A 17,512-nucleotide genomic window follows, 5' to 3' on the forward strand; every position below is an offset into this window, starting at 1 on the left:
CTTCAATTGATAAAGGACGTATTGTTGAATATTGAAAAAGAACATAAATGATATGGATGCAGTAGAAAAATTCCAGGCTCTTGGTAAGGGCTTTGAAGACATGATGCGCAATGGTTGCAGTTACAAAATCAAAATTATGAAGCCGATTGGTTATTTGAGACATGAGCCAACCAACACTTCTATAACTGTTTATAAGCCTATATCACGTTTCAAGGCGCTGATGCTTCGTTGGTGCTTTGGACTTAAATATGAAAAGTTATGAATATCACACAACCAATCTTAGATGCTTGCTGTGGCGGCAAGATGTTCTATTTTGACAAGCAGGATGATCGCGTGTTATTTCAAGATATACGTGATGTTGAGACAACCCTATGTGATGGACGTCAGTTTGAGGTGAAGCCTGATGTAAAAGCTGATTTTACTTCAATGCCATATTCTGATGAGAGCTTTTCGATGGTTGTCTTTGACCCACCACATCTGAAATATACAGGCAGCAAGAAAGAAAAATCAGGCTACCAAATGATTAAGTATGGCTGTCTTGAAGGAGATTGGAAAGATATGTTGTCCAAGGGCTTCAAAGAATGTTTCAGAGTTCTAAAACCCGGTGGTTTTCTAATTTTCAAATGGAATGAGACAGACATAAAAGTGTCTGAAATTCTTAAATTAACATCAGAAAAACCTATTTTTGGACATATATCTGGCAAACGCGCCAACACTCATTGGATTTGCTTTATGAAAGGAGGGAAGGTATGACACCGAAATTCACAACACCATGTTTCATACATAAAAACACCCCAGAGCTTCGCAAGAAATTGGAAGCCCTGGGGTATCGGCTGAATAATGGCAAATGGATGGGCAAATATCTTGCAACATTCCGAATTAAGGAAACAAAAGAATGGCGGTATGTTGCATCACCAGAGTGGGATTTACAAAACAACCCTGACATAGGGTGCTCTATTGATTGTGGTACTAATGAAGAAAAATTTCTTGCTATTGCTGGATTGAGAACTGATACAGATAAATACCAATGGTTTATCTCACCTGAAGGCTGTTGGTGCTATAATAAGGGCTATGATGATATATCGGAAGTTTCCCTTAAATGGCGTAAAGCCACAATAGAAGAAGTTGTTGAACATTTCAAAGATTAAATATGAAAATTATTTACAATAACATCATCCCATTTAAGGGATTCCTGGCAATCAATCTCTTCGGTATTTTGTTTGTCAGAGGTACAGAGCGTGACATCAACGATATTGTGCTCAATCACGAAAGAATCCATACCGCCCAGATGAAAGAGCTTGGATATATCTTGTTCTACATAATATATCTGCTGGAGTGGATTGTGCGTCTCTTTAAGAAAGGGAACGCTTATCGAAACATTTCTTTTGAGCGTGAGGCATACAAGCATGAAAGAGATTTGAATTACCTCTCTACACGCCCCAAATGGGCTATGTGGCAGAAAAACCACAATAAAAAGGGATAAAATAAACCTTTTATCGGTTTACATACTAATCTATAATGTAACCGATAATATCGCGGGGTGGTAGCAGTGGGTAGCTCGCCAGCCTCATAAGCTGGAGGTCGCAGGTTCGAGTCCTGCCCCCGTAACAATATGGGTGCGTAGTTTAATGAAGAACAGCAGGTGTTTCATCTGAAGGTGCTGGATCACTTCCGGCGGTGCCCCTCCCATTGAAAGCGCAAAGCAATTTGCTATTTTTTTCTTTTTACATACGAAACACTTTTGCCTCTGTCATTTGTGAAAATCGCAGAGGATTTTGGAAGGTGAAGCAGCAAGGTGCTGCAACGGTCTTGAAAACCGATTGTCCTGTATAGGATTCTCTTCGATTGGGATGCCTTCCGCACAATGAATAAATTTATCTTATATGAAAAAGTATTTCAAATGGCTTACTGAAAGCAACCGTCCCAAACACATTCTTGTCGGCTTCTTTATTGGCTTAACTCTTGGTGTTGTTGCAGCTTTTGTCGCCGCTACTTCTGCTGAAATGAAGGATTGGCTTTGGAACGGCAAGCGTGGCGGTACTTTTGGTTGGATCAAAGGTAACGGTTTTGATTGGCTTGATTTCATCGCTACCATGATTGGTGGAATTGCAGGAGCCTTGTTCCGTTATCTTGTTTTATGGCACGTCCATTTGATGAAGTGAAGTGTGGAATTGAGTCCCGGTAGTCTTGTTTTGCTACCGGGACTTTTTACATTTATGTCGCAGCTTTCATAAACGCCATCTGTAGTCTCTGCTGATTCGTGATGCTGTCCCCATTATAATAATGCTCTTGGATCATCTCTATGCTTGTCCCTGCCGCCATTGCAATATAGGAAATGGGCAAGCCGCTATCCAAGGCCACAGTGATTGCCGTATGGCGAAACACATAGGCATACAGGTCGTAGTCAACCCCCAGCTCTTTTCCGACTGATTTAAGCCAGATATTGAGCTTTTCCCGAAACTTTTTGAATGTATAGTCTTTGGTCTGGTATGTCTTTTCTTTTTCATCGTCCATGATTGGAAAGACATATCCATCTGTAGTTGTCCCTCTGTATTTGGAAATGATATTCCCCATTACCGGAGACACCGGAACTTCAACCAGTTGGTGTGTTTTCTTGCGTCTGGTTCTGATAGTGTTATTGCGAGTAAGTTCCGAGTATTTCAGTTTGATGACATCACATGGAGCGAAAAACGAATGGAACATGAATATGCAGAAATCGCGATACAGTTCGACTTCTTTCCGGTTTTTGTATTGCGGAGTGAGTTTGGACAAATCCGCATTGATGAATCGTCTCAGTTGCTCTTGCGTTAATATGTCGGGAGTTTTATTGTCGGCGCAGTTTCTTTTGGGATTATATTCCGCGAACTTGAAGTCGCCTATCTGGACCAATGAGAATGGAACATCCTTGTCTTTGCTGGCCTTGCCCAGTAAGTTTCTGAAAGATTTTGATGTTCCCTTGTACCCATCGTATTTTGCGAATGTGTGGGCCAGTTGAACGCAAGCCTTATAATCGAGCGACTGGAAAGTCAAGGATGAGAATCCTTTGATGATTTTGCGGCACTTGCTTAGCAGTTTGGAATAGGTCTCAAAATTGCAGCCCAACTTTGCCTTCTCCCGCAAGATAACCTCTTCCAGATATTTCTCAACAAAGTTGAAATCGGATGCCGGTACTGCATTTTCCGTCGGTCTTTCAATGACTTCACATTTAACTTGTTTGATAGGCTGGAAGTATGACGCTACCTGCCTCGCCGTGAGCTCGGGATGCTCAAGCAGCAACTTTATATAGGGGCTCTTGAACTCCTCCAGAATCTTGTTGTTTTCCGAGTATGAAACGGCGTTGGCTGAGAAACGCTCTTTGTCCGCGTTCCAATGCTTCGCTAAATTGGGACTGCCGGCCAAAAGGTGTTTGACCGATTTGTAGTATCTCTCTTTCCCCTCACTTATTCTCAGGACGAGGGAACTATCCTTTATTATGAATTTTAGTTTCACCATAACTCTTTGTTCTTGCTTTGTATTTAAGAATAGAAGAATGATGAACCAATAGTTGTAACCGGATGTGACTTTTCCAATGTACACCACAATGTACACCAACCGGGTCGTTCCCTTTTTTGAATTTTTCGTCCTAACAGGATTGATGTTAGTTGGATGTGTACCTAATCGGCGCGAAATCAATTACTTACAATCCGCAAAACGATAAATTCAATATAACAGAAAAGGAAGCTGATTATCTCAACTTCCTTTTCGTGTGGTGCCACCAGGAATCGAACCGGGGACACAAGGATTTTCAGTCCTTTGCTCTACCAACTGAGCTATGGCACCTTGCTTGATTGCGGTGCAAAGATAGATATATATTTATGAACAACCAAATTTTAATTCACTTTTTTACGTTATTGGTTTCTTTTTATATTGAGAAATTACGAGAGGTTGTAATAGAAGCTTCTTATAAATATTTGAAAATGCTGTGTACCGTAGATGTGGTGGTATTTGCCACTTCTTCGGGAGTTGTTGCATAAATATGGGCAAGTTTCTCTATGATGATAGGAATGTAAGAAGGTTCGTTGCGTTGTCCGCGATGAGGGGTGGGGGCCAGATAAGGAGCGTCCGTTTCGAGTACGATGCGGTTTAGGGGGACTGTATCGGAAAGAGTTTGACAGAGGCCTGATTTTTTAAAAGTGACTACGCCACCGATTCCTAGTGCGAATCGAGGAAAATAAGCAAGAAGTTCAGTAGCTTCTTCCGTTGTTCCGCTGAAGCAATGGAAAATGCCTCCGCTTTTCAGTTCGTTGCGTAAGGGAAGAAGGGTATTGATGATGTCCCGATGTGCTGACCGGCTGTGGATGATAAGAGGGAGGTTGAATCTTATTGCCCATTCTGCCTGACGTTGGAGTACGGCTATTTGGTCTTCGCGACGAGATTTGTCCCAGTAAAGATCTATTCCCACTTCACCGATGGCTATGTAGGGATGTTCCGGAGCGTTGAGGAGATTTTCCATGTGGTTGAGCAGCGGTGTAGGATTGTCTGGGAGCTCCGTTGGGTGCAGTCCTATCATAGGGTGGCAGAAACCAGGGAATTCTCTACACAATTGCAGCATCGGTTCTATGGATGATTCTCCGATATTAGGGAGCAGAAGGTGCTTGGCTCCGGCTTGTCGGGCGCGTAGGATGACTGCTTGACGGTCGGCGTTAAACTCTTCTGTGTATATGTGGGTGTGGGTGTCGATGAACATGGCGGAGGGCAGTTATGGGCCTGAGGACAAATCGTTTTGTTGTGAGAATCAGTTTGTGATGAAACGCCTGTGATTTTCTTTGTATGGAAAATGAAAGTATTTGCTTGAGACTTTTTATTTTTTGCGGTCCAACAATGTTTCTGCGTATTTCCAAAGCGGCTCGATTGTGTTGCTGCACAATTTGATACGTTTCAGAGCGCTGTGTGCCTGATAATAAAAGTTTTCAATGGCCTCACGTGTCAGGTGGTTGATGCCCAGGTTGTTATATATGTCTGTTACGGCTTTTATTTTATCGGAGGCGGGCATGTCGTGGGTGCCGAGTAGGGATAGCAGTTGTTCACGCGTGGAATTATCGGCCAGATTAAGGGCGTTGATGAGCAGATATGTCTTTTTCCCGCAAAGAATGTCACCGCCTGTTTTCTTGCCGAAAACTGTCGGGTCTCCGTAAACATCCAGATAGTCGTCCTGTAGCTGGAATGCCAGGCCTATTTTCTCAGCAAAGGTGTAGAGGGCTTCTGCATCATCTTCGGGAGCATTGGCCAGCAGGGCACCCGTTTTGGCTGCACATGCCAGAAGCACCGAGGTTTTGAGGCGTATCATCTCAAGATATTCGTCAATCGTGACATCTGTGCGGCTTTCAAAGTTTATGTCGTATTGTTGTCCTTCACATATTTCGCGTGCCGAGCGTGCAAAGAGGCGTAAGGCTTCCTCTCTTCTTCCGGTCTGGCATGCCATAATGTGCTCAAAGGCCATGATGAGCATTGTGTCGCCGGAAAGTATGGCTGTGTTGTCATTCCATTGGCGGTGTACGGTTGGCCGGCCGTGACGCATGTCCGAACGGTCCATCAGGTCGTCGTGCAGTAACGTGTGATTATGGTACATCTCTATGCCTACGGCTGCCGGTAGTGCCTGTTTGATGTTTTCCGGACAGTAAAGTCCATAGGTCATGAGGAGCAGGGTGGGGCGCAGTCGTTTGCCTCTGCCTTCGAGTACGTAACGGATGGGTTCGTAGAGGCCTTTCGGGCTGTTGGGGAAGTTGATGGCTGCTAGTTCCGCCTCAATGTTTTGGAGGAGTTGGTTTGGCATGTCTTTGTAGTATTGTTTGTTTAAGGACCTGTAGTGGAGTGTCGGATGCGTTCTTTAGTCAGTTTATTTCAAAATGAAGAGGGATGCTTACGCGCACGATGGCGATGTGGCTGCCTTTCTTGCCTGGCTGCCAACGTGGCATTCGCCGCATAGCGGACATGACCACATTGTCCAGTTCGGGATGGAGTTTTTTGGTTATTTCGGGTTCGCGTACATAACCTTTCTCATCAACCAGAAATGAGACTTCCATGTCACCCTTTACCTTTTGGTCTATGCACGAGCGGGGATAAGGAACGTTTTCATCGAGCCACTGCATCAGTGTCTTTATTCCGCCTGGAAATTGTGGCATTTCCTCCACCACCTGTACGGCTGCCAGTTGGGGGCCTTCTACCGGCAGGTCCGTCCGGTCTGGGTTGTGAAGGGTATCTGCGTCTTCAAAGTCGTGTACGTCTACTGCCGTGAACGTTTCAGGACCGTTTACGCCTATGATGATGTCTTCTTTTGTCACTTCGATGATTTCCGGTGGCTGTTCCGTCGCTCCTTTAATGGTCGATACAGCCGGCGCTCTTCTCCCGGCGGAGATGCGTTTTATTTCAAATCCCTGACGTTCGTTCAACTGTTGGAGTTTTTTCAAATCGGCTTGTGCGTTTTCCAGCCCTTGCAACAGCCTGTAGCGCGCATACAAGGAGAGGCCGGCGGGTATCCCTACGCCTAGCATCAGACCGGCTACAATGACTGTCAGCGCCAGCCGGTAGCGGCGCCCGGCTCCGGCGCGCAGCCGGTAGGCTCCGTAGTCTTTGTTGCGGTCCTGGAAAATAAGTTCGCACCAGTTCTTTGAAAATAAATCAGAGCTCTTCACGTTTAATCTAATGAAGCAGTGCCCATGAGGGCTGCGTAGCGTGTAATTATCCTGCAAAAGTACGGCCAAAATCTAAATTTAGTAGTAACTTTGTCCATAATTTTTATCGATAAAATGAAAAAAAGCATATTTATTCTCCTGCTACTTCTTTCGAGGGTGGCGGCAATGGCCCAGGAGGGGCGTTCGGCCTATAATGTGTTGTCGTTGCCCGCTTCTTCCCATGCGGCGGCTTTAGGGGGCGGCAACATCTCGGTGGTGGAGGACACGCCGTGGGCCGGATGGGCCAATCCTGCGCTTTATTCTTCGGTGAGCGACAATAGTCTCGGCCTTGATTTTATGACTTATTTTTCAGACGGCAGCTGGATGGGGGCGCAGTTCGTGAAGGCTTTCGGAGAACGTCATACAGTGGCCTTCAATGCCCAGTATATGCACTACGGTTCTATGGACGAGACGGATGGTTCCGGAGTCGTCATCGGAACGTTCACACCCAAGGACATCATTTTCGGAGGAGCTTACAGTTATTTGCTTTCCGACCGTTGGGCGGGTGGTGCGGCGCTCAAGGCTGTCAGCAGCAATTATGGCGGTTACAGTGCCTTTGCCATTGCCGTTGATTTGGGATTGAATTATTATGACGAAGACCGTGACCTGTCTCTGTCTGCCACGTTTAACAATGTTGGTGCCCAGCTCAAATCCTTTGACGGGCGTACGGAGCGTGTTCCATTCGACTTCCGTCTTGGATTGACCAAAGGAATGGACCATTTGCCCGTCCGCTTTTCCGTCACCATGGCCGATCTCACTCGGTGGAAGACCGATGATTATTTTCATGCCGATGGTGAGAAACTCAATTTTGGCAGGAAACTCCTCAACCATTTTGCCGTGGGCCTCGACGTTTTGCCAACGTCTTATCTCTATCTCAGCGCCGGTTATAATTTTCGGCGTGCCAGTGAACTCAAGGCTGCCGGCAGTGGTCACGGTGCCGGACTGACCTTTGGCGGCGGACTGACATTATCGCGTTTCAAAGCCGGCATTTCCTATGCCCGCTATCACGTTTCCTCTTCCTCGCTTATGTTTAATGTGGCCTACAGTTTGTAGGTATATGTTCTTTGCGGCTATATTTTAACACAATTTGTTTTCCGCCGGAATATGTTGTATCTTTGTAACTGCTAAGCGGGGCTTCCTACATGGAATCCCCGCTTTTTCAATGTTTTCAGGGACTGTTCCGGTGGTTTTATGTTGTATTTTCGCCCTGAATTCCCCGTATTGCAATTTAAATTCCAAGTATTCGTGTTAAAATTCCAATAAGGACTTTTCCTCACCCAATACTTACAACCTATATTTTAACACTCCGAAATGTAACGAAAGGTTAAAAATGTTAATGTCGTGTTCCCGAAAATGTCCTTAGCGGGTGCATGCCTGTGAAAGATCAGATAAAAAGTTGTTCCAATCTATTTCAAATGTATATTTTCATTATTTTTGCCCTCAAAAGCCAGTCATTATTACCTTCCCGAAAAAGACCGCTGTAACCATACTTCTGTTTTTTTCGCAAAAAGTCCAATAAAAATGTCACAAAACATCTCCCTCGTGTGTTATTGATATAGAAGGGCAACACAAATAGCCGGTTTACCAGCAACGGCATTTCCGCTCCTGCACCACCTTTAACACTCATGCACTCCCGGAAGTTTCAAGACCAATGTATCAACCTCGCTCCACGGCTGTATCGCATAGCCTTTGCCATCCTGAACAACTCTCAAGATGCAGAGGATGCCGTACAGGACACTTACCTCAAGTTGTGGAAAATTACGGACCGTCTGGAACTGATGGAAAATCCCGAGGCGTTCTTTGCCACAACCGTCAGGAACACTTGTCTCAACATGCTGCGCCTACGGCGGCAGGAAGAACAGCTTGAATACATGGAGAACATACCTGACACCGCAGACCGTACAGGAGAAGTGAAAGAGCGCGGCCTCTGGCACCGGCTGCTGGACAGGCTCAACTCTCAAACAAAACGTATTGTCGTGTTAAGGCATGTAGGGGAATACTCCACACGCGACATTGCAGAAATGACAGGCGAGACGGAGGCCAACGTACGCACACTGCTCTACAGGGGCCGGCGAAAACTCAAAGAGGATTATCTGAGAACACAAAACACTAAAACAACATATATCAGCCATCATTAAATGACACGCACATGATTATCACTCCCGAAATAGCCATCCGGCTTCTGGACAAATACTATGCTGGCACGACGACAGTGGAGGAGGAACAGGTCTTACAGCATTTCCTGTTTTCGGAGAACTGCCCTGAATCACTCTTTGCCGACAGGGAAATCATGCGGATACTCTCATGTCCGGCCGAAGTAAATGTACCGGACGGATTAGAGCAACGTATCATGAAAAAGCTAAGGCGCCGCCGTTTCAACCTGCGGCTTTTCACGATTCCAACGGGAATGGCAGCCGCAATAGCCGCTTTGTTCGTCTTCGTCAACATGACGCGCCATCTGCCGTTGAGAACCATCTACACGGATACCTGCGACACTCCTCAGGAAGCCGTTGTAGAAACACAGAAAACACTCGTCTATATCTCTCATAACATCAACATCGGACTGGAAGAAATGGACGATGAATTAGGCGGTCCCTGCCCCTGAAAATCATATTGCCGAAATGACTCCGTTACCAACATATCCCTTTACAACCTGCAGTTATGAAAATACGTTTATTATTCCTCTTCTGCCTTTTGACGATGCTACCGACAGAAAACCGGGCCTTGTCACCCCGTGCAGCTGAAAAGCCAACATTCACACTCACTGAGGGAGGTGCCAAAGTCTACTACTCTTTTGACCACTATGCTGAAAATCCCAAAATGTCGCGTTCGTTCATTTCGGGCGAAATGCTCAAAGTTGCCAGTCATTCAAAACTCTGGAAGTCGTCGGCTTGGAGCATTTCCAGCGTGGCCAACCGCCTCACAAGCGTGCTGAGCCTCCACACACACAGTATGTCAACTACAAAAAAAGTTCAGGAAGACATGAAAAAGGTGTCGAAAATAAAAGCCTATGAACTTTATATGCAAACTTATTGGAATGACATCAAACTTATTGTCTTCTGTCACCGTGGAAAAGGAAAGGTCATAGAAGAACTGCTTATATTCAAATTCCGCAGCAACTACTGTTCGCGCGTCATGCAACTCACGGGCAAAATACAACCGGAAGACATAACGAATATCATCAAAAAGTAATCACTAGTTGTTTTCACACCTTTTTATTCTGTCGGGAAAGCCGGGCACAGCGGTGTCCGGCCCTGGCTTTTTTATGGTTGATGTCATGACTTCTCCGCGTATTCCAGCCGTTTCCCATCCTTTTTTCCTCAAGAATCCTCTATTACAATTCAAACTCAAAGTATTGGAACTCGAAAAACACTTCTCTGGAAATACCAACAAAGGGCAAGGGTAAAAAGACAAGCTTTCCCAACGGAATAACATCTGCACATGACAACTCTAACAGAACGGGAAAGGCCAATGGCATAGAACGGCAGAAAGACAAAGTTGGGTGAACGAGGCGGCACCAAGTCCGTTTAATTGCGATTGAAATGAGGTTTTAAGTCTCGAAAACCAACAAAAACAAACGGGTTTACTTTTTCTACTCACTCATTTGCATTATCTTTGCACCGCAAAAAGTAAATATATAAAATATTTAAACACTCATGATCAAATCACAAGACATTAAAAAGGGTACGTGCATCCGTTTGGATGGGAAGCTCTATTTCTGTATTGACTTTCTCCACGTTAAGCCCGGAAAGGGCAACACCATCATGCGCACAACACTGAAGGATGTCGTGTCCGGACGCGTGCTGGAAAAACGCTTCAACATTGGTGAGGCTCTTGAGGACGTTCGCGTGGAACGCCGCCCGTTCCAATACCTCTACATGGAAGGTCAGGATTACATCTTCATGAACCAGGAAACGTTTGACCAAGTGCCCATTGCCAAAGATCTTATTACGGGCGTGGACTTTATGAAGGAAGGTGACGTTGTAGAGGTCGTAAGCGATGCTTCTACCGAGACGATCCTTTATGCCGAAATGCCGGTAAAAACACAATTGAAGATCACCTACACGGAACCGGGCCTGAAAGGCGACACCGCCACCAACACAACGAAACCGGCTACGCTCGAAACCGGTGCGGAAGTGCGTGTTCCTCTCTTTATCAATGAAGGCGAAACAATCGAAGTGGACACGCGCGACGGTTCTTATGTCAACCGTGTAAAAGCGTAAATGGCGCGTTTCATTCACTCATATTTCAATAGAATCCCTGCCGTCCGGTAAATAAACTCACCCGTCCGGCAGGGATTAATCGTTAAACTGACTGCATATTACATAGCTGAACGTTTTCATGAAACCTGCTACCCGACAATCTAACATGGAACTGCTACGCATCATAGCCATGCTGATGGTGCTGACGCTACATGCCACTTATGAGACTTTCCGTTATCCACGTGCCGCATACGTCAGTGAAGAGCCATTGTCATGGCTGGGTATCATCACAACAGGTACAGCATGTATAGGATGTGTCGATATTTTCGTACTGATAACCGGTTGGTTCGGCATCAGGTTCAAGGTACGTAACATATTGCGGTTAGTCTTCCAAGTGGCTTTTGCCGTAACCATAGCATTACTGGCCCTCACACTTTGGCAGGGAGAGGTTCCGGCCGGACTGCTAAGCATCCTTAAAATGTATTATGGCTATTGGTTTGTCAACAGTTATCTGATACTGTATCTGCTCTCGCCGGTACTCAATGCCTTTGTGGAACATTGCGACGAAATGGACTTGCGAAAATTCCTCCTGACTTTTTACGCATTTGTTGTTCCGGCCTCATTCATCTTTTCTGATTTGAACAGAGGTTTTGCTGCTGTGCCTTTCATTGGATTATATCTGTTGGGACGTTACGTCCGTCTTTACATGGCACCTCGACTATCAGCATGTCCGCGCTCATATTTTCTGTATTTCTGGACCGGATGTATTGTCCTTTCGGCACTGACACTATGGACGGCAGGTTTCGCCCCACAAATTGTAATAGGTGCGCTTGTACCGATGGCAACGGCCTATACCAATCCGATTACCATAGCTTCAGGAGTAGCTCTGTTGCTTTATTTTTCCCGTATTCATTTTACGAGCCGAATTGTCAACTGGTTGGCGGCAGGTAGTTTTATGGCTTACCTCACACACCAGCAAGTGTTAGTGAGGCCTTATTATTTTGAAATCATTCGCAGATTTGACAACCAGTTTGCCACCTCCCTTTTTATCTTAGCAACATTCGGCACCATCTGCCTGATTTTTATCCTTTCCGTTTGCCTGGATAATATTCGGCTATTGGCATGGAAAAGCATAGAACGGTTATTCCGGCATTAATCTGCCGGAATTAGCATAAAATATAAAAAGGGAACTTTCTTAATACACTCTTTTCATCTCGTCCACCCGTCAGAACTTTGATTATCATTTGGACGGAATATCCTCAAAGTCTACATATTCTCCTTCATTCTTTTCGAAGAATTTCCCATTGTCATTGCGGTGATTTTGTGTACCATCGGCTGTACCGGACGACGGATTTCCGGCCTTACGGGTGGTCTTTTTCTTTTTCCTCGGCCCTTCACCGTTTATCGTTTGCCTGAAAGCGTTGGCCGATCGGCGTATACTGAATAAAATTCGCAGTAATCCCATAACCGCGGCAATAAAAATAAATACGACTCCTAACAGGAGCAGAGATAAACAACCATACATAGCAGATAAAATCGTTAGTTAAGCGTTGCGTTTCATTATGTTTGCTCCCATGGAAAGAAGCACATAAAGCACGATGATATAGGCAAAAGCAACCCAACCGAAGAAAATGAGCAAAAGAAAGGCTGCAAGAATAAAAGAGTAGCGCAAGACATTTCCATGCCATCCGAAATTCTTGAATTTTAGGGCAAACATGGGAATCTCAGCTACTAAAAGGAAACTTGAGACTAGAATACCTGACAATAAGATCCATAGAGCAGATGGCATGACAGTCAACCAATCATGTGCACCATACGCTAATGCTCCCCAAAAAAGGGCATTGGCTGGCGTAGGTAAACCAATGAACGATGTCGATTGACGTTCATCCAAATTGAATTTGGCCAGACGCAATGCGGAAAAGGCAGCAAGGATAAATGCAACGAATGGCAGAAAATCCGCAACGGGCGAGCCAACTGAAGCATTTGGAGTAACTTCGCTCAAAAGAGCAAAAACAACTGATGCCGGCGCCATTCCGAAGGTAATGCAGTCAGCCAAGGAATCGAGTTCCTTACCAATAGGTGAAGATACTTTCAGCAAACGGGCCATGAAACCATCAAAAAAATCGAAGACAGCACCTCCTACAATAAAAGCCAAAGCAAGATCATAACGCGCTACTGGCTGCAAAACGAAATAAGTGGCAATACACCCGCAGATTAAATTACAACAAGTAATCGTATTAGGAATATGACGTTTCATAATGAAATATTCTTGATTTCTTTAAACGGAAAAACGGCGATACGGACATTTTAAATTGAAGCATATCCGCTCTTCTTTCAGTATGCCCACATAAATTATTTCAAGTGGGCAAGGATTGTCTGATTACCAACAGTACGCTGTCCGAGCTTAACAAGTATTTCTGTGTCAAGCGGCAAATAAACATCAACGCGAGACCCAAACTTTATGAAACCCAAATGTTCATCAATAAAACAGTCCTCACCGGCGTGGGCATAAGTAACAATACGCCGTGCAACGGCACCGGCAACTTGACGCACAAGAATTTCTTTTCCGGCTGGGGTAGCAATGACCACCGTAGAGCGTTCATTTTCCGTACTGGCTTTAGGTAGCCAGGCTTTATGGAAATTGCCGTTATGGTGTTCCACCATTTTCACCACACCGTCTACGGGAAACCAATTTGCATGAACATTAGTAACGGACATGAATACCGATACCATTATGCGGCGGTCATGGAAATATTCGTTTTCCTCCACTTCTTCGATCACCACTACCTTGCCGTCAGCGGGAGCAACGACAGCTTTCTCCGTATTGCCGTTAAAGATGCGGATAGGACATCGGAAGAAATTCACAACGACCAGATAAACGGACAATGTTACGACCAATACGAAGTAAAAAGGCCAAAGCGTGATGCCGTGAAGGAAATAATATAGCAAACCGTTAATAACCAACAAAGCCAAGCCACTTGCCCAAAGCGTGTTTCTGCCTTCACTGTGTAATCTCGGCTTTCTGATTTTTTTTATTCTTCCCATGCTTTTTGTCTGGAGGTTCTATAAGAGTTTATATTTTTTGCAAAGATAGCTTTTTTTACGGAAACAGGAAAATCCATGTACTGCTGAGTGGGACAAGCGCCTTATAATATTTCTTAAAACAATCTTTAAAGGCAGTGGAATCGGCCCTACATTTCGTTCCATTGCTCAGTGAGCATCCGTTCCAGTTCTTCGGGAGAAAGCCTTAAGTGGAATTGGCCGTTTTCAGCAATTGAAATGCCTCCGGTCTCTTCTGATACGATAAGAGCCAGACAGTCGCTTTTTTGTGATATGCCCAGTGCTGAACGGTGGCGGAGGCCCAAAGCTTTTGGAATATCGGCATCATGTGAAACCGGAAGGATACAACCCGCCGCCATGATACGTCCGTGACTGATTACCATTGCGCCATCGTGGAGCGGACTGTTTTTAAAAAATATGTTTTCGATGAGCCGCTGACTGATGTCGGCATTGATCATCTCGCCTGTGCGGATAATTTCTCCCAGCCCTTCGTTACGTTCTATCACAATGAGCGCCCCTTCCTTTTGTTTGCTCATGCTCATGCAAGCCATGACCAGAGGTATGATTTCCTTACGGTGAGGCACTTCGTTTTTCTTTTTTGAGAACAAGCGGATGATAAGGTTCGCGCGGCGGCGTGTGCCGATGCTGGAGAAGAAGTGGCGTATTTCTTCTTGAAACAGAATGATAAGCGCCAAAGCTCCCACATTGACCAACTGATTGAGAATGCCCCCGAGAAGACGCATTTCAAATAACTGCGTAACCAGGAGCCACACGACGATAAAGACAAGAATGCCGGAGAATATATTGGCCGAACTCGACTCTTTCATCAGTTTGTAGATGTAGTAGAGCAATAAGGCCACCGCAACGATGTCGATAAAGTCGACAATACCGAATTTTATCATGGTATGGATTTTTTATTTAGTGAGAGATTCCGCCATTTTTGCCGTAATCCTGACCGCTTCGGAGGCAGCATATACATCGTGCACCCGCAGTATCCGCGCCCCTTTCATAAGAGCAATGGTGTTAAGTACGGTTGTTCCGTTGAGAGCGGCCTCCGGACTGTTATCCAGAAGTTTGTATATCATGGACTTGCGGGAAACGCCGACCAAGACAGGGAGGCCGAAGGCTTGGAACTCTTCCAAATGCTGCATTAACTCGTAATTATGTTCCAGAGTTTTACCAAATCCGAATCCGGGATCGAGAATGACATCCCTGACCCCGATTTCGCGCAATGACTGTACGCGCCGGGCGAAATAGAGGCATATTTCCCGAAGCAGGTCCTCATAGTGTGGCGCCTGCTGCATGGTGCGGGGTTCGCCTTGCATGTGCATGAGTATGTAGGGCACGCCCAATTGTGCCACGGTACGGAACATTTGGTTATCAAGACTGCCGCCGGAGATATCATTGATAATGTCTGCCCCGTATTCCTCAACGCACATTTTCGCCACGCTGGCACGAAAGGTGTCTACAGAGACTACGGCTTTTGGCAACTCCCGCCTGAGAATCCGCAAGCCGTAGCGCAAGCGGTCCATCTCTTCCTCTTCTGTCACGTTGTCAGCTCCCGGTCGCGAAGAATAAGCGCCAACGTCTATCATCGTGCCCCCTTCACTGACTATTTGATGACAGCGGGCAACGATGCCGGCTTCATCCTGCCGACGGCTACCGGCGTAAAAAGAGTCGGGAGTAAGATTCAGGATGCCCATTACCTGAGGAGTGCTCAGGTCGAAGAGGCGGCCTTGACAATTGATGGTATACATGATGGCGTAGTTGTTTTTTGCAGATCTATTCACCGGCAATTTTTTCCGTAAACGCCGGACGGTTGCACCTTAATGGCGCTTCGTACAAAAATACACAGAATATTTTGTTCATCGTACCTCTGTCAGTAAAAATCCGTATTTTTGCGCCGAATTTTCAAGTTTTTCATTAAAATATGATTATGACAATATCTGATTTATATGAAATCTATTGCCAGCATCCGGTAGTCACTACAGACACACGCGACTGCCCCGAAGGCTCTATCTTTTTCGCCTTGCGCGGAACTTCTTTCAACGGCAACGACTTTGCCCTGAAGGCTCTTGAGGCCGGATGCGCTTATGCCGTGGTGGACGATGAGGCCGTCACAGGCAACAACCGCCTTATCCATGTTGATGATGTATTGAAGACCTTGCAGGATCTGGCCACCTGCCATCGCCGCCGGCTGCGCATTCCTGTTATCCAGATAACAGGCACCAACGGCAAAACCACCACCAAAGAACTGCTCTCTGCCGTTCTGTCGCAAAAATACAATGTGCTCTATACGCTGGGGAATTTCAACAATCATATAGGGGTGCCCAAAACACTGCTGCGCCTCCGGCCGGAGCACGAAATCGCCGTTATTGAGACCGGCGCCAACCATCCGGGAGAAATACGGGAACTGAGCCATATAACCGATGCCGACTGCGGGCTCATAACCAATGTAGGAAAAGCTCATCTGGAGGGATTCGGCTCATTCGAAGGAGTTATCCGCACCAAAGGTGAGCTATACGATTATCTCAGACAGAAGGAGAGCGGATTCATATTTCTTCATGCAGACAATGAATATCTCCGAAACATATCCGGCGACATTGAAACGTTCACCTACGGCATGCCGGGGAAAGGCTATGACGTAGAAGGAGAGGTGATGGCCGGCAATCCTTTCTTGCATTTACGCTGGCGTCCGGCCGGCGGAGAATGGCAGGAAGTGGAAACACATCTGGTAGGGGGCTATAATCTCGACAATGTGTTGGCAGCAGCAGCGGCCGGCATCCGTTTCGGCATCTCGCCAACACAGATTTCACAGGCACTGGCTGCATACGAACCCACCAATAATCGTTCGGAACTTAAAAAGACGGAGCGCAACGAACTGATAATTGACGCTTACAACGCCAATCCCACCAGCATGAAGGCCGCGCTTGACAATTTCCGCCTCATGCCTGCCAATCACAAAATGGCCATACTCGGCGAAATGCGCGAACTGGGCGACGCCTCTCCTGAAGAGCATCGCCATGTAGTGGAACTGGTAGGCAAGGCCGGCTGCGAGGAAGTATGGCTGGTGGGTGACAATTTCCGTCCTTTTGCCGGTACATACCGTGTTTTCGACAATGTGGAAGCCGTTCGTAAGCATCTTGAGGACCATCCGGTGTCCGGCCGGCTCATATTGATAAAAGGAAGTAACGGCACCAGGCTGTTCCGCCTTCCCGAACTGCTTTGAGAAGAGCGGACACGCCCGCTTCGGGCCGGGCGGCAGAATGACCGACGGCACATCCCCAAAAGCCTGTGAAACAAAAAGACAACCGGAATCACCAATCTACCTTGTCCCCTTTCCTCATGCTCCGCCTGACTGACTTATATTAAATGGGTGCTGGTTGCCGTTTCCCTCGTTTTTCGTCTGCCGCCTCTTTTTAACACAATTTGCTTTCCGCAGGAAAATGTATTATCTTTGTAACAGCGAAAGCGGGCAGTCATCGGCAAACTGCCCGCTTTTTCAGTATTTTCAGGCCATATTCTGACCGTTTCCCAGCC

General features: G+C 46.1%; 21 protein-coding genes and 2 tRNA genes. 13 read left to right on the top strand and 10 right to left on the bottom strand.

Annotated elements, in window-relative coordinates:
• The first annotated feature begins 52 nt into the window (after nucleotides 1–52).
• From C5S62_RS09970 to C5S62_RS09995, 6 genes are all read left to right on the top strand, one after another.
• A complete protein-coding gene (locus C5S62_RS09970; RefSeq protein WP_104405235.1) occupies nucleotides 53–262 on the top strand; it encodes a hypothetical protein in 210 nt (69 codons plus the stop codon).
• Nucleotides 259–753 carry a class I SAM-dependent methyltransferase gene (locus C5S62_RS09975; protein ID WP_223301211.1) on the top strand — a complete coding sequence of 165 codons (495 nt, stop codon included), beginning with the start codon at nucleotides 259–261 and terminating at the stop codon, nucleotides 751–753. The genes C5S62_RS09970 and C5S62_RS09975 overlap by 4 nt, the downstream gene beginning before the upstream one ends.
• The gene (locus C5S62_RS09980; RefSeq protein WP_104405236.1) at nucleotides 750–1,148 is read left to right on the top strand and encodes a hypothetical protein; all 399 of its coding nucleotides are present in this window, start codon (nucleotides 750–752) and stop codon (nucleotides 1,146–1,148) included. The genes C5S62_RS09975 and C5S62_RS09980 overlap by 4 nt, the downstream gene beginning before the upstream one ends.
• A gap of 2 nt (nucleotides 1,149–1,150) precedes the next feature.
• A complete protein-coding gene (locus C5S62_RS09985; protein ID WP_104405237.1) occupies nucleotides 1,151–1,483 on the top strand; it encodes a hypothetical protein in 333 nt (110 codons plus the stop codon).
• Nucleotides 1,484–1,534: 51 nt separating this feature from the next.
• A tRNA-Met gene (locus tag C5S62_RS09990) sits at nucleotides 1,535–1,608 on the top strand.
• Between the two features lie 275 nt (nucleotides 1,609–1,883).
• Nucleotides 1,884–2,162 (top strand): hypothetical protein, encoded by a 279-nt coding sequence (locus C5S62_RS09995; protein WP_104405238.1) that lies wholly within the window; start codon nucleotides 1,884–1,886, stop codon nucleotides 2,160–2,162.
• Nucleotides 2,163–2,214: 52 nt separating this feature from the next.
• Here C5S62_RS09995 and C5S62_RS10000 read toward each other — a convergent pair whose 3' ends face one another.
• The 5 genes from C5S62_RS10000 to C5S62_RS10020 form a co-directional block, all read right to left on the bottom strand.
• Complete coding sequence (locus C5S62_RS10000; RefSeq protein ID WP_133159571.1) at nucleotides 2,215–3,492, bottom strand: hypothetical protein; 1,278 nt, start codon at nucleotides 3,490–3,492, stop codon at nucleotides 2,215–2,217.
• A gap of 254 nt (nucleotides 3,493–3,746) precedes the next feature.
• Nucleotides 3,747–3,819: transfer RNA gene (locus C5S62_RS10005), tRNA-Phe, on the bottom strand.
• A 121-nt stretch (nucleotides 3,820–3,940) separates the two neighbouring features.
• A complete protein-coding gene (locus C5S62_RS10010) occupies nucleotides 3,941–4,726 on the bottom strand; it encodes a TatD family hydrolase (protein WP_104405240.1) in 786 nt (261 codons plus the stop codon).
• Between the two features lie 114 nt (nucleotides 4,727–4,840).
• Entirely contained in the window at nucleotides 4,841–5,812 is a 972-nt protein-coding gene (locus C5S62_RS10015) for a polyprenyl synthetase family protein (RefSeq protein ID WP_104405241.1), read from the bottom strand.
• Nucleotides 5,813–5,870: 58 nt separating this feature from the next.
• A complete protein-coding gene (locus tag C5S62_RS10020) occupies nucleotides 5,871–6,671 on the bottom strand; it encodes a TonB family protein (protein WP_133159572.1) in 801 nt (266 codons plus the stop codon).
• Nucleotides 6,672–6,785: 114 nt separating this feature from the next.
• On the opposite strand from C5S62_RS10020, the gene porQ reads away from it, so the two are divergent.
• The 6 genes from porQ to C5S62_RS10060 all read left to right on the top strand — a co-directional run bounded on the left by porQ (nucleotide 6,786) and on the right by C5S62_RS10060 (nucleotide 12,068).
• A complete protein-coding gene (porQ, locus tag C5S62_RS10025; RefSeq protein WP_104405259.1) occupies nucleotides 6,786–7,763 on the top strand; it encodes a type IX secretion system protein PorQ in 978 nt (325 codons plus the stop codon).
• A 572-nt stretch (nucleotides 7,764–8,335) separates the two neighbouring features.
• Nucleotides 8,336–8,848 (top strand): RNA polymerase sigma factor, encoded by a 513-nt coding sequence (locus tag C5S62_RS10035; RefSeq protein WP_104405244.1) that lies wholly within the window; start codon nucleotides 8,336–8,338, stop codon nucleotides 8,846–8,848.
• Between the two features lie 11 nt (nucleotides 8,849–8,859).
• On the top strand, nucleotides 8,860–9,315 hold the full coding sequence (locus tag C5S62_RS10040) for a hypothetical protein (protein ID WP_104405245.1): 456 nt from the start codon (nucleotides 8,860–8,862) through the stop codon (nucleotides 9,313–9,315).
• 56 nt (nucleotides 9,316–9,371) lie between these two features.
• Nucleotides 9,372–9,902 (top strand): DUF4252 domain-containing protein, encoded by a 531-nt coding sequence (locus tag C5S62_RS10045; protein ID WP_104405246.1) that lies wholly within the window; start codon nucleotides 9,372–9,374, stop codon nucleotides 9,900–9,902.
• A gap of 464 nt (nucleotides 9,903–10,366) precedes the next feature.
• On the top strand, nucleotides 10,367–10,933 hold the full coding sequence (efp, locus tag C5S62_RS10055; RefSeq protein WP_104405248.1) for an elongation factor P: 567 nt from the start codon (nucleotides 10,367–10,369) through the stop codon (nucleotides 10,931–10,933).
• A 118-nt stretch (nucleotides 10,934–11,051) separates the two neighbouring features.
• Entirely contained in the window at nucleotides 11,052–12,068 is a 1,017-nt protein-coding gene (locus tag C5S62_RS10060; RefSeq protein WP_133159573.1) for an acyltransferase, read from the top strand.
• Nucleotides 12,069–12,152: 84 nt separating this feature from the next.
• Here the strand turns inward: C5S62_RS10060 and C5S62_RS10065 are convergent, their stop codons facing one another.
• The 5 genes from C5S62_RS10065 to folP all read right to left on the bottom strand — a co-directional run bounded on the left by C5S62_RS10065 (nucleotide 12,153) and on the right by folP (nucleotide 15,729).
• A complete protein-coding gene (locus tag C5S62_RS10065; protein ID WP_104405250.1) occupies nucleotides 12,153–12,437 on the bottom strand; it encodes a DUF4834 family protein in 285 nt (94 codons plus the stop codon).
• A gap of 18 nt (nucleotides 12,438–12,455) precedes the next feature.
• On the bottom strand, nucleotides 12,456–13,169 hold the full coding sequence (locus tag C5S62_RS10070; protein ID WP_104405251.1) for a phosphatidylcholine/phosphatidylserine synthase: 714 nt from the start codon (nucleotides 13,167–13,169) through the stop codon (nucleotides 12,456–12,458).
• Nucleotides 13,170–13,264: 95 nt separating this feature from the next.
• The gene (locus C5S62_RS10075) at nucleotides 13,265–13,957 is read right to left on the bottom strand and encodes a phosphatidylserine decarboxylase family protein (protein WP_104405252.1); all 693 of its coding nucleotides are present in this window, start codon (nucleotides 13,955–13,957) and stop codon (nucleotides 13,265–13,267) included.
• A 146-nt stretch (nucleotides 13,958–14,103) separates the two neighbouring features.
• The gene (cdaA, locus tag C5S62_RS10080; RefSeq protein ID WP_104405253.1) at nucleotides 14,104–14,874 is read right to left on the bottom strand and encodes a diadenylate cyclase CdaA; all 771 of its coding nucleotides are present in this window, start codon (nucleotides 14,872–14,874) and stop codon (nucleotides 14,104–14,106) included.
• 12 nt (nucleotides 14,875–14,886) lie between these two features.
• Nucleotides 14,887–15,729: a dihydropteroate synthase gene (gene folP / locus C5S62_RS10085; RefSeq protein WP_104405254.1), complete on the bottom strand. Its 843-nt coding sequence runs from the start codon at nucleotides 15,727–15,729 to the stop codon at nucleotides 14,887–14,889.
• Nucleotides 15,730–15,908: 179 nt separating this feature from the next.
• Between folP and murF the strand changes: the two genes are divergently transcribed.
• Nucleotides 15,909–17,201 carry a UDP-N-acetylmuramoyl-tripeptide--D-alanyl-D-alanine ligase gene (gene murF, locus C5S62_RS10090; RefSeq protein ID WP_104405260.1) on the top strand — a complete coding sequence of 431 codons (1,293 nt, stop codon included), beginning with the start codon at nucleotides 15,909–15,911 and terminating at the stop codon, nucleotides 17,199–17,201.
• The last annotated feature ends 311 nt before the right edge of the window (nucleotides 17,202–17,512 follow it).

Source organism: Prevotella sp. MGM2 (genome assembly GCF_002933955.1).
Lineage (GTDB): Bacteria > Bacteroidota > Bacteroidia > Bacteroidales > Bacteroidaceae > Alloprevotella.

Bases quoted from the DNA above. Each gene is read 5' to 3' on its own strand.
- C5S62_RS09970 (WP_104405235.1), top strand. From the start codon at position 53: ATGGATGCAGTAGAAAAATTCCAGGCTCTTGGTAAGGGCTTTGAAGAC.
- C5S62_RS09975 (WP_223301211.1), top strand. From the start codon at position 259: ATGAATATCACACAACCAATCTTAGATGCTTGCTGTGGCGGCAAGATG.
- C5S62_RS09980 (WP_104405236.1), top strand. From the start codon at position 750: ATGACACCGAAATTCACAACACCATGTTTCATACATAAAAACACCCCA.
- C5S62_RS09985 (WP_104405237.1), top strand. From the start codon at position 1,151: ATGAAAATTATTTACAATAACATCATCCCATTTAAGGGATTCCTGGCA.
- C5S62_RS09995 (WP_104405238.1), top strand. From the start codon at position 1,884: ATGAAAAAGTATTTCAAATGGCTTACTGAAAGCAACCGTCCCAAACAC.
- C5S62_RS10000 (WP_133159571.1), bottom strand. From the start codon at position 3,492: ATGGTGAAACTAAAATTCATAATAAAGGATAGTTCCCTCGTCCTGAGA.
- C5S62_RS10010 (WP_104405240.1), bottom strand. From the start codon at position 4,726: ATGTTCATCGACACCCACACCCACATATACACAGAAGAGTTTAACGCC.
- C5S62_RS10015 (WP_104405241.1), bottom strand. From the start codon at position 5,812: ATGCCAAACCAACTCCTCCAAAACATTGAGGCGGAACTAGCAGCCATC.
- porQ (WP_104405259.1), top strand. From the start codon at position 6,786: ATGAAAAAAAGCATATTTATTCTCCTGCTACTTCTTTCGAGGGTGGCG.
- C5S62_RS10035 (WP_104405244.1), top strand. From the start codon at position 8,336: ATGCACTCCCGGAAGTTTCAAGACCAATGTATCAACCTCGCTCCACGG.
- C5S62_RS10040 (WP_104405245.1), top strand. From the start codon at position 8,860: ATGATTATCACTCCCGAAATAGCCATCCGGCTTCTGGACAAATACTAT.
- C5S62_RS10045 (WP_104405246.1), top strand. From the start codon at position 9,372: ATGAAAATACGTTTATTATTCCTCTTCTGCCTTTTGACGATGCTACCG.
- efp (WP_104405248.1), top strand. From the start codon at position 10,367: ATGATCAAATCACAAGACATTAAAAAGGGTACGTGCATCCGTTTGGAT.
- C5S62_RS10060 (WP_133159573.1), top strand. From the start codon at position 11,052: ATGAAACCTGCTACCCGACAATCTAACATGGAACTGCTACGCATCATA.
- C5S62_RS10065 (WP_104405250.1), bottom strand. From the start codon at position 12,437: ATGTATGGTTGTTTATCTCTGCTCCTGTTAGGAGTCGTATTTATTTTT.
- C5S62_RS10070 (WP_104405251.1), bottom strand. From the start codon at position 13,169: ATGAAACGTCATATTCCTAATACGATTACTTGTTGTAATTTAATCTGC.
- C5S62_RS10075 (WP_104405252.1), bottom strand. From the start codon at position 13,957: ATGGGAAGAATAAAAAAAATCAGAAAGCCGAGATTACACAGTGAAGGC.
- cdaA (WP_104405253.1), bottom strand. From the start codon at position 14,874: ATGATAAAATTCGGTATTGTCGACTTTATCGACATCGTTGCGGTGGCC.
- folP (WP_104405254.1), bottom strand. From the start codon at position 15,729: ATGTATACCATCAATTGTCAAGGCCGCCTCTTCGACCTGAGCACTCCT.
- murF (WP_104405260.1), top strand. From the start codon at position 15,909: ATGACAATATCTGATTTATATGAAATCTATTGCCAGCATCCGGTAGTC.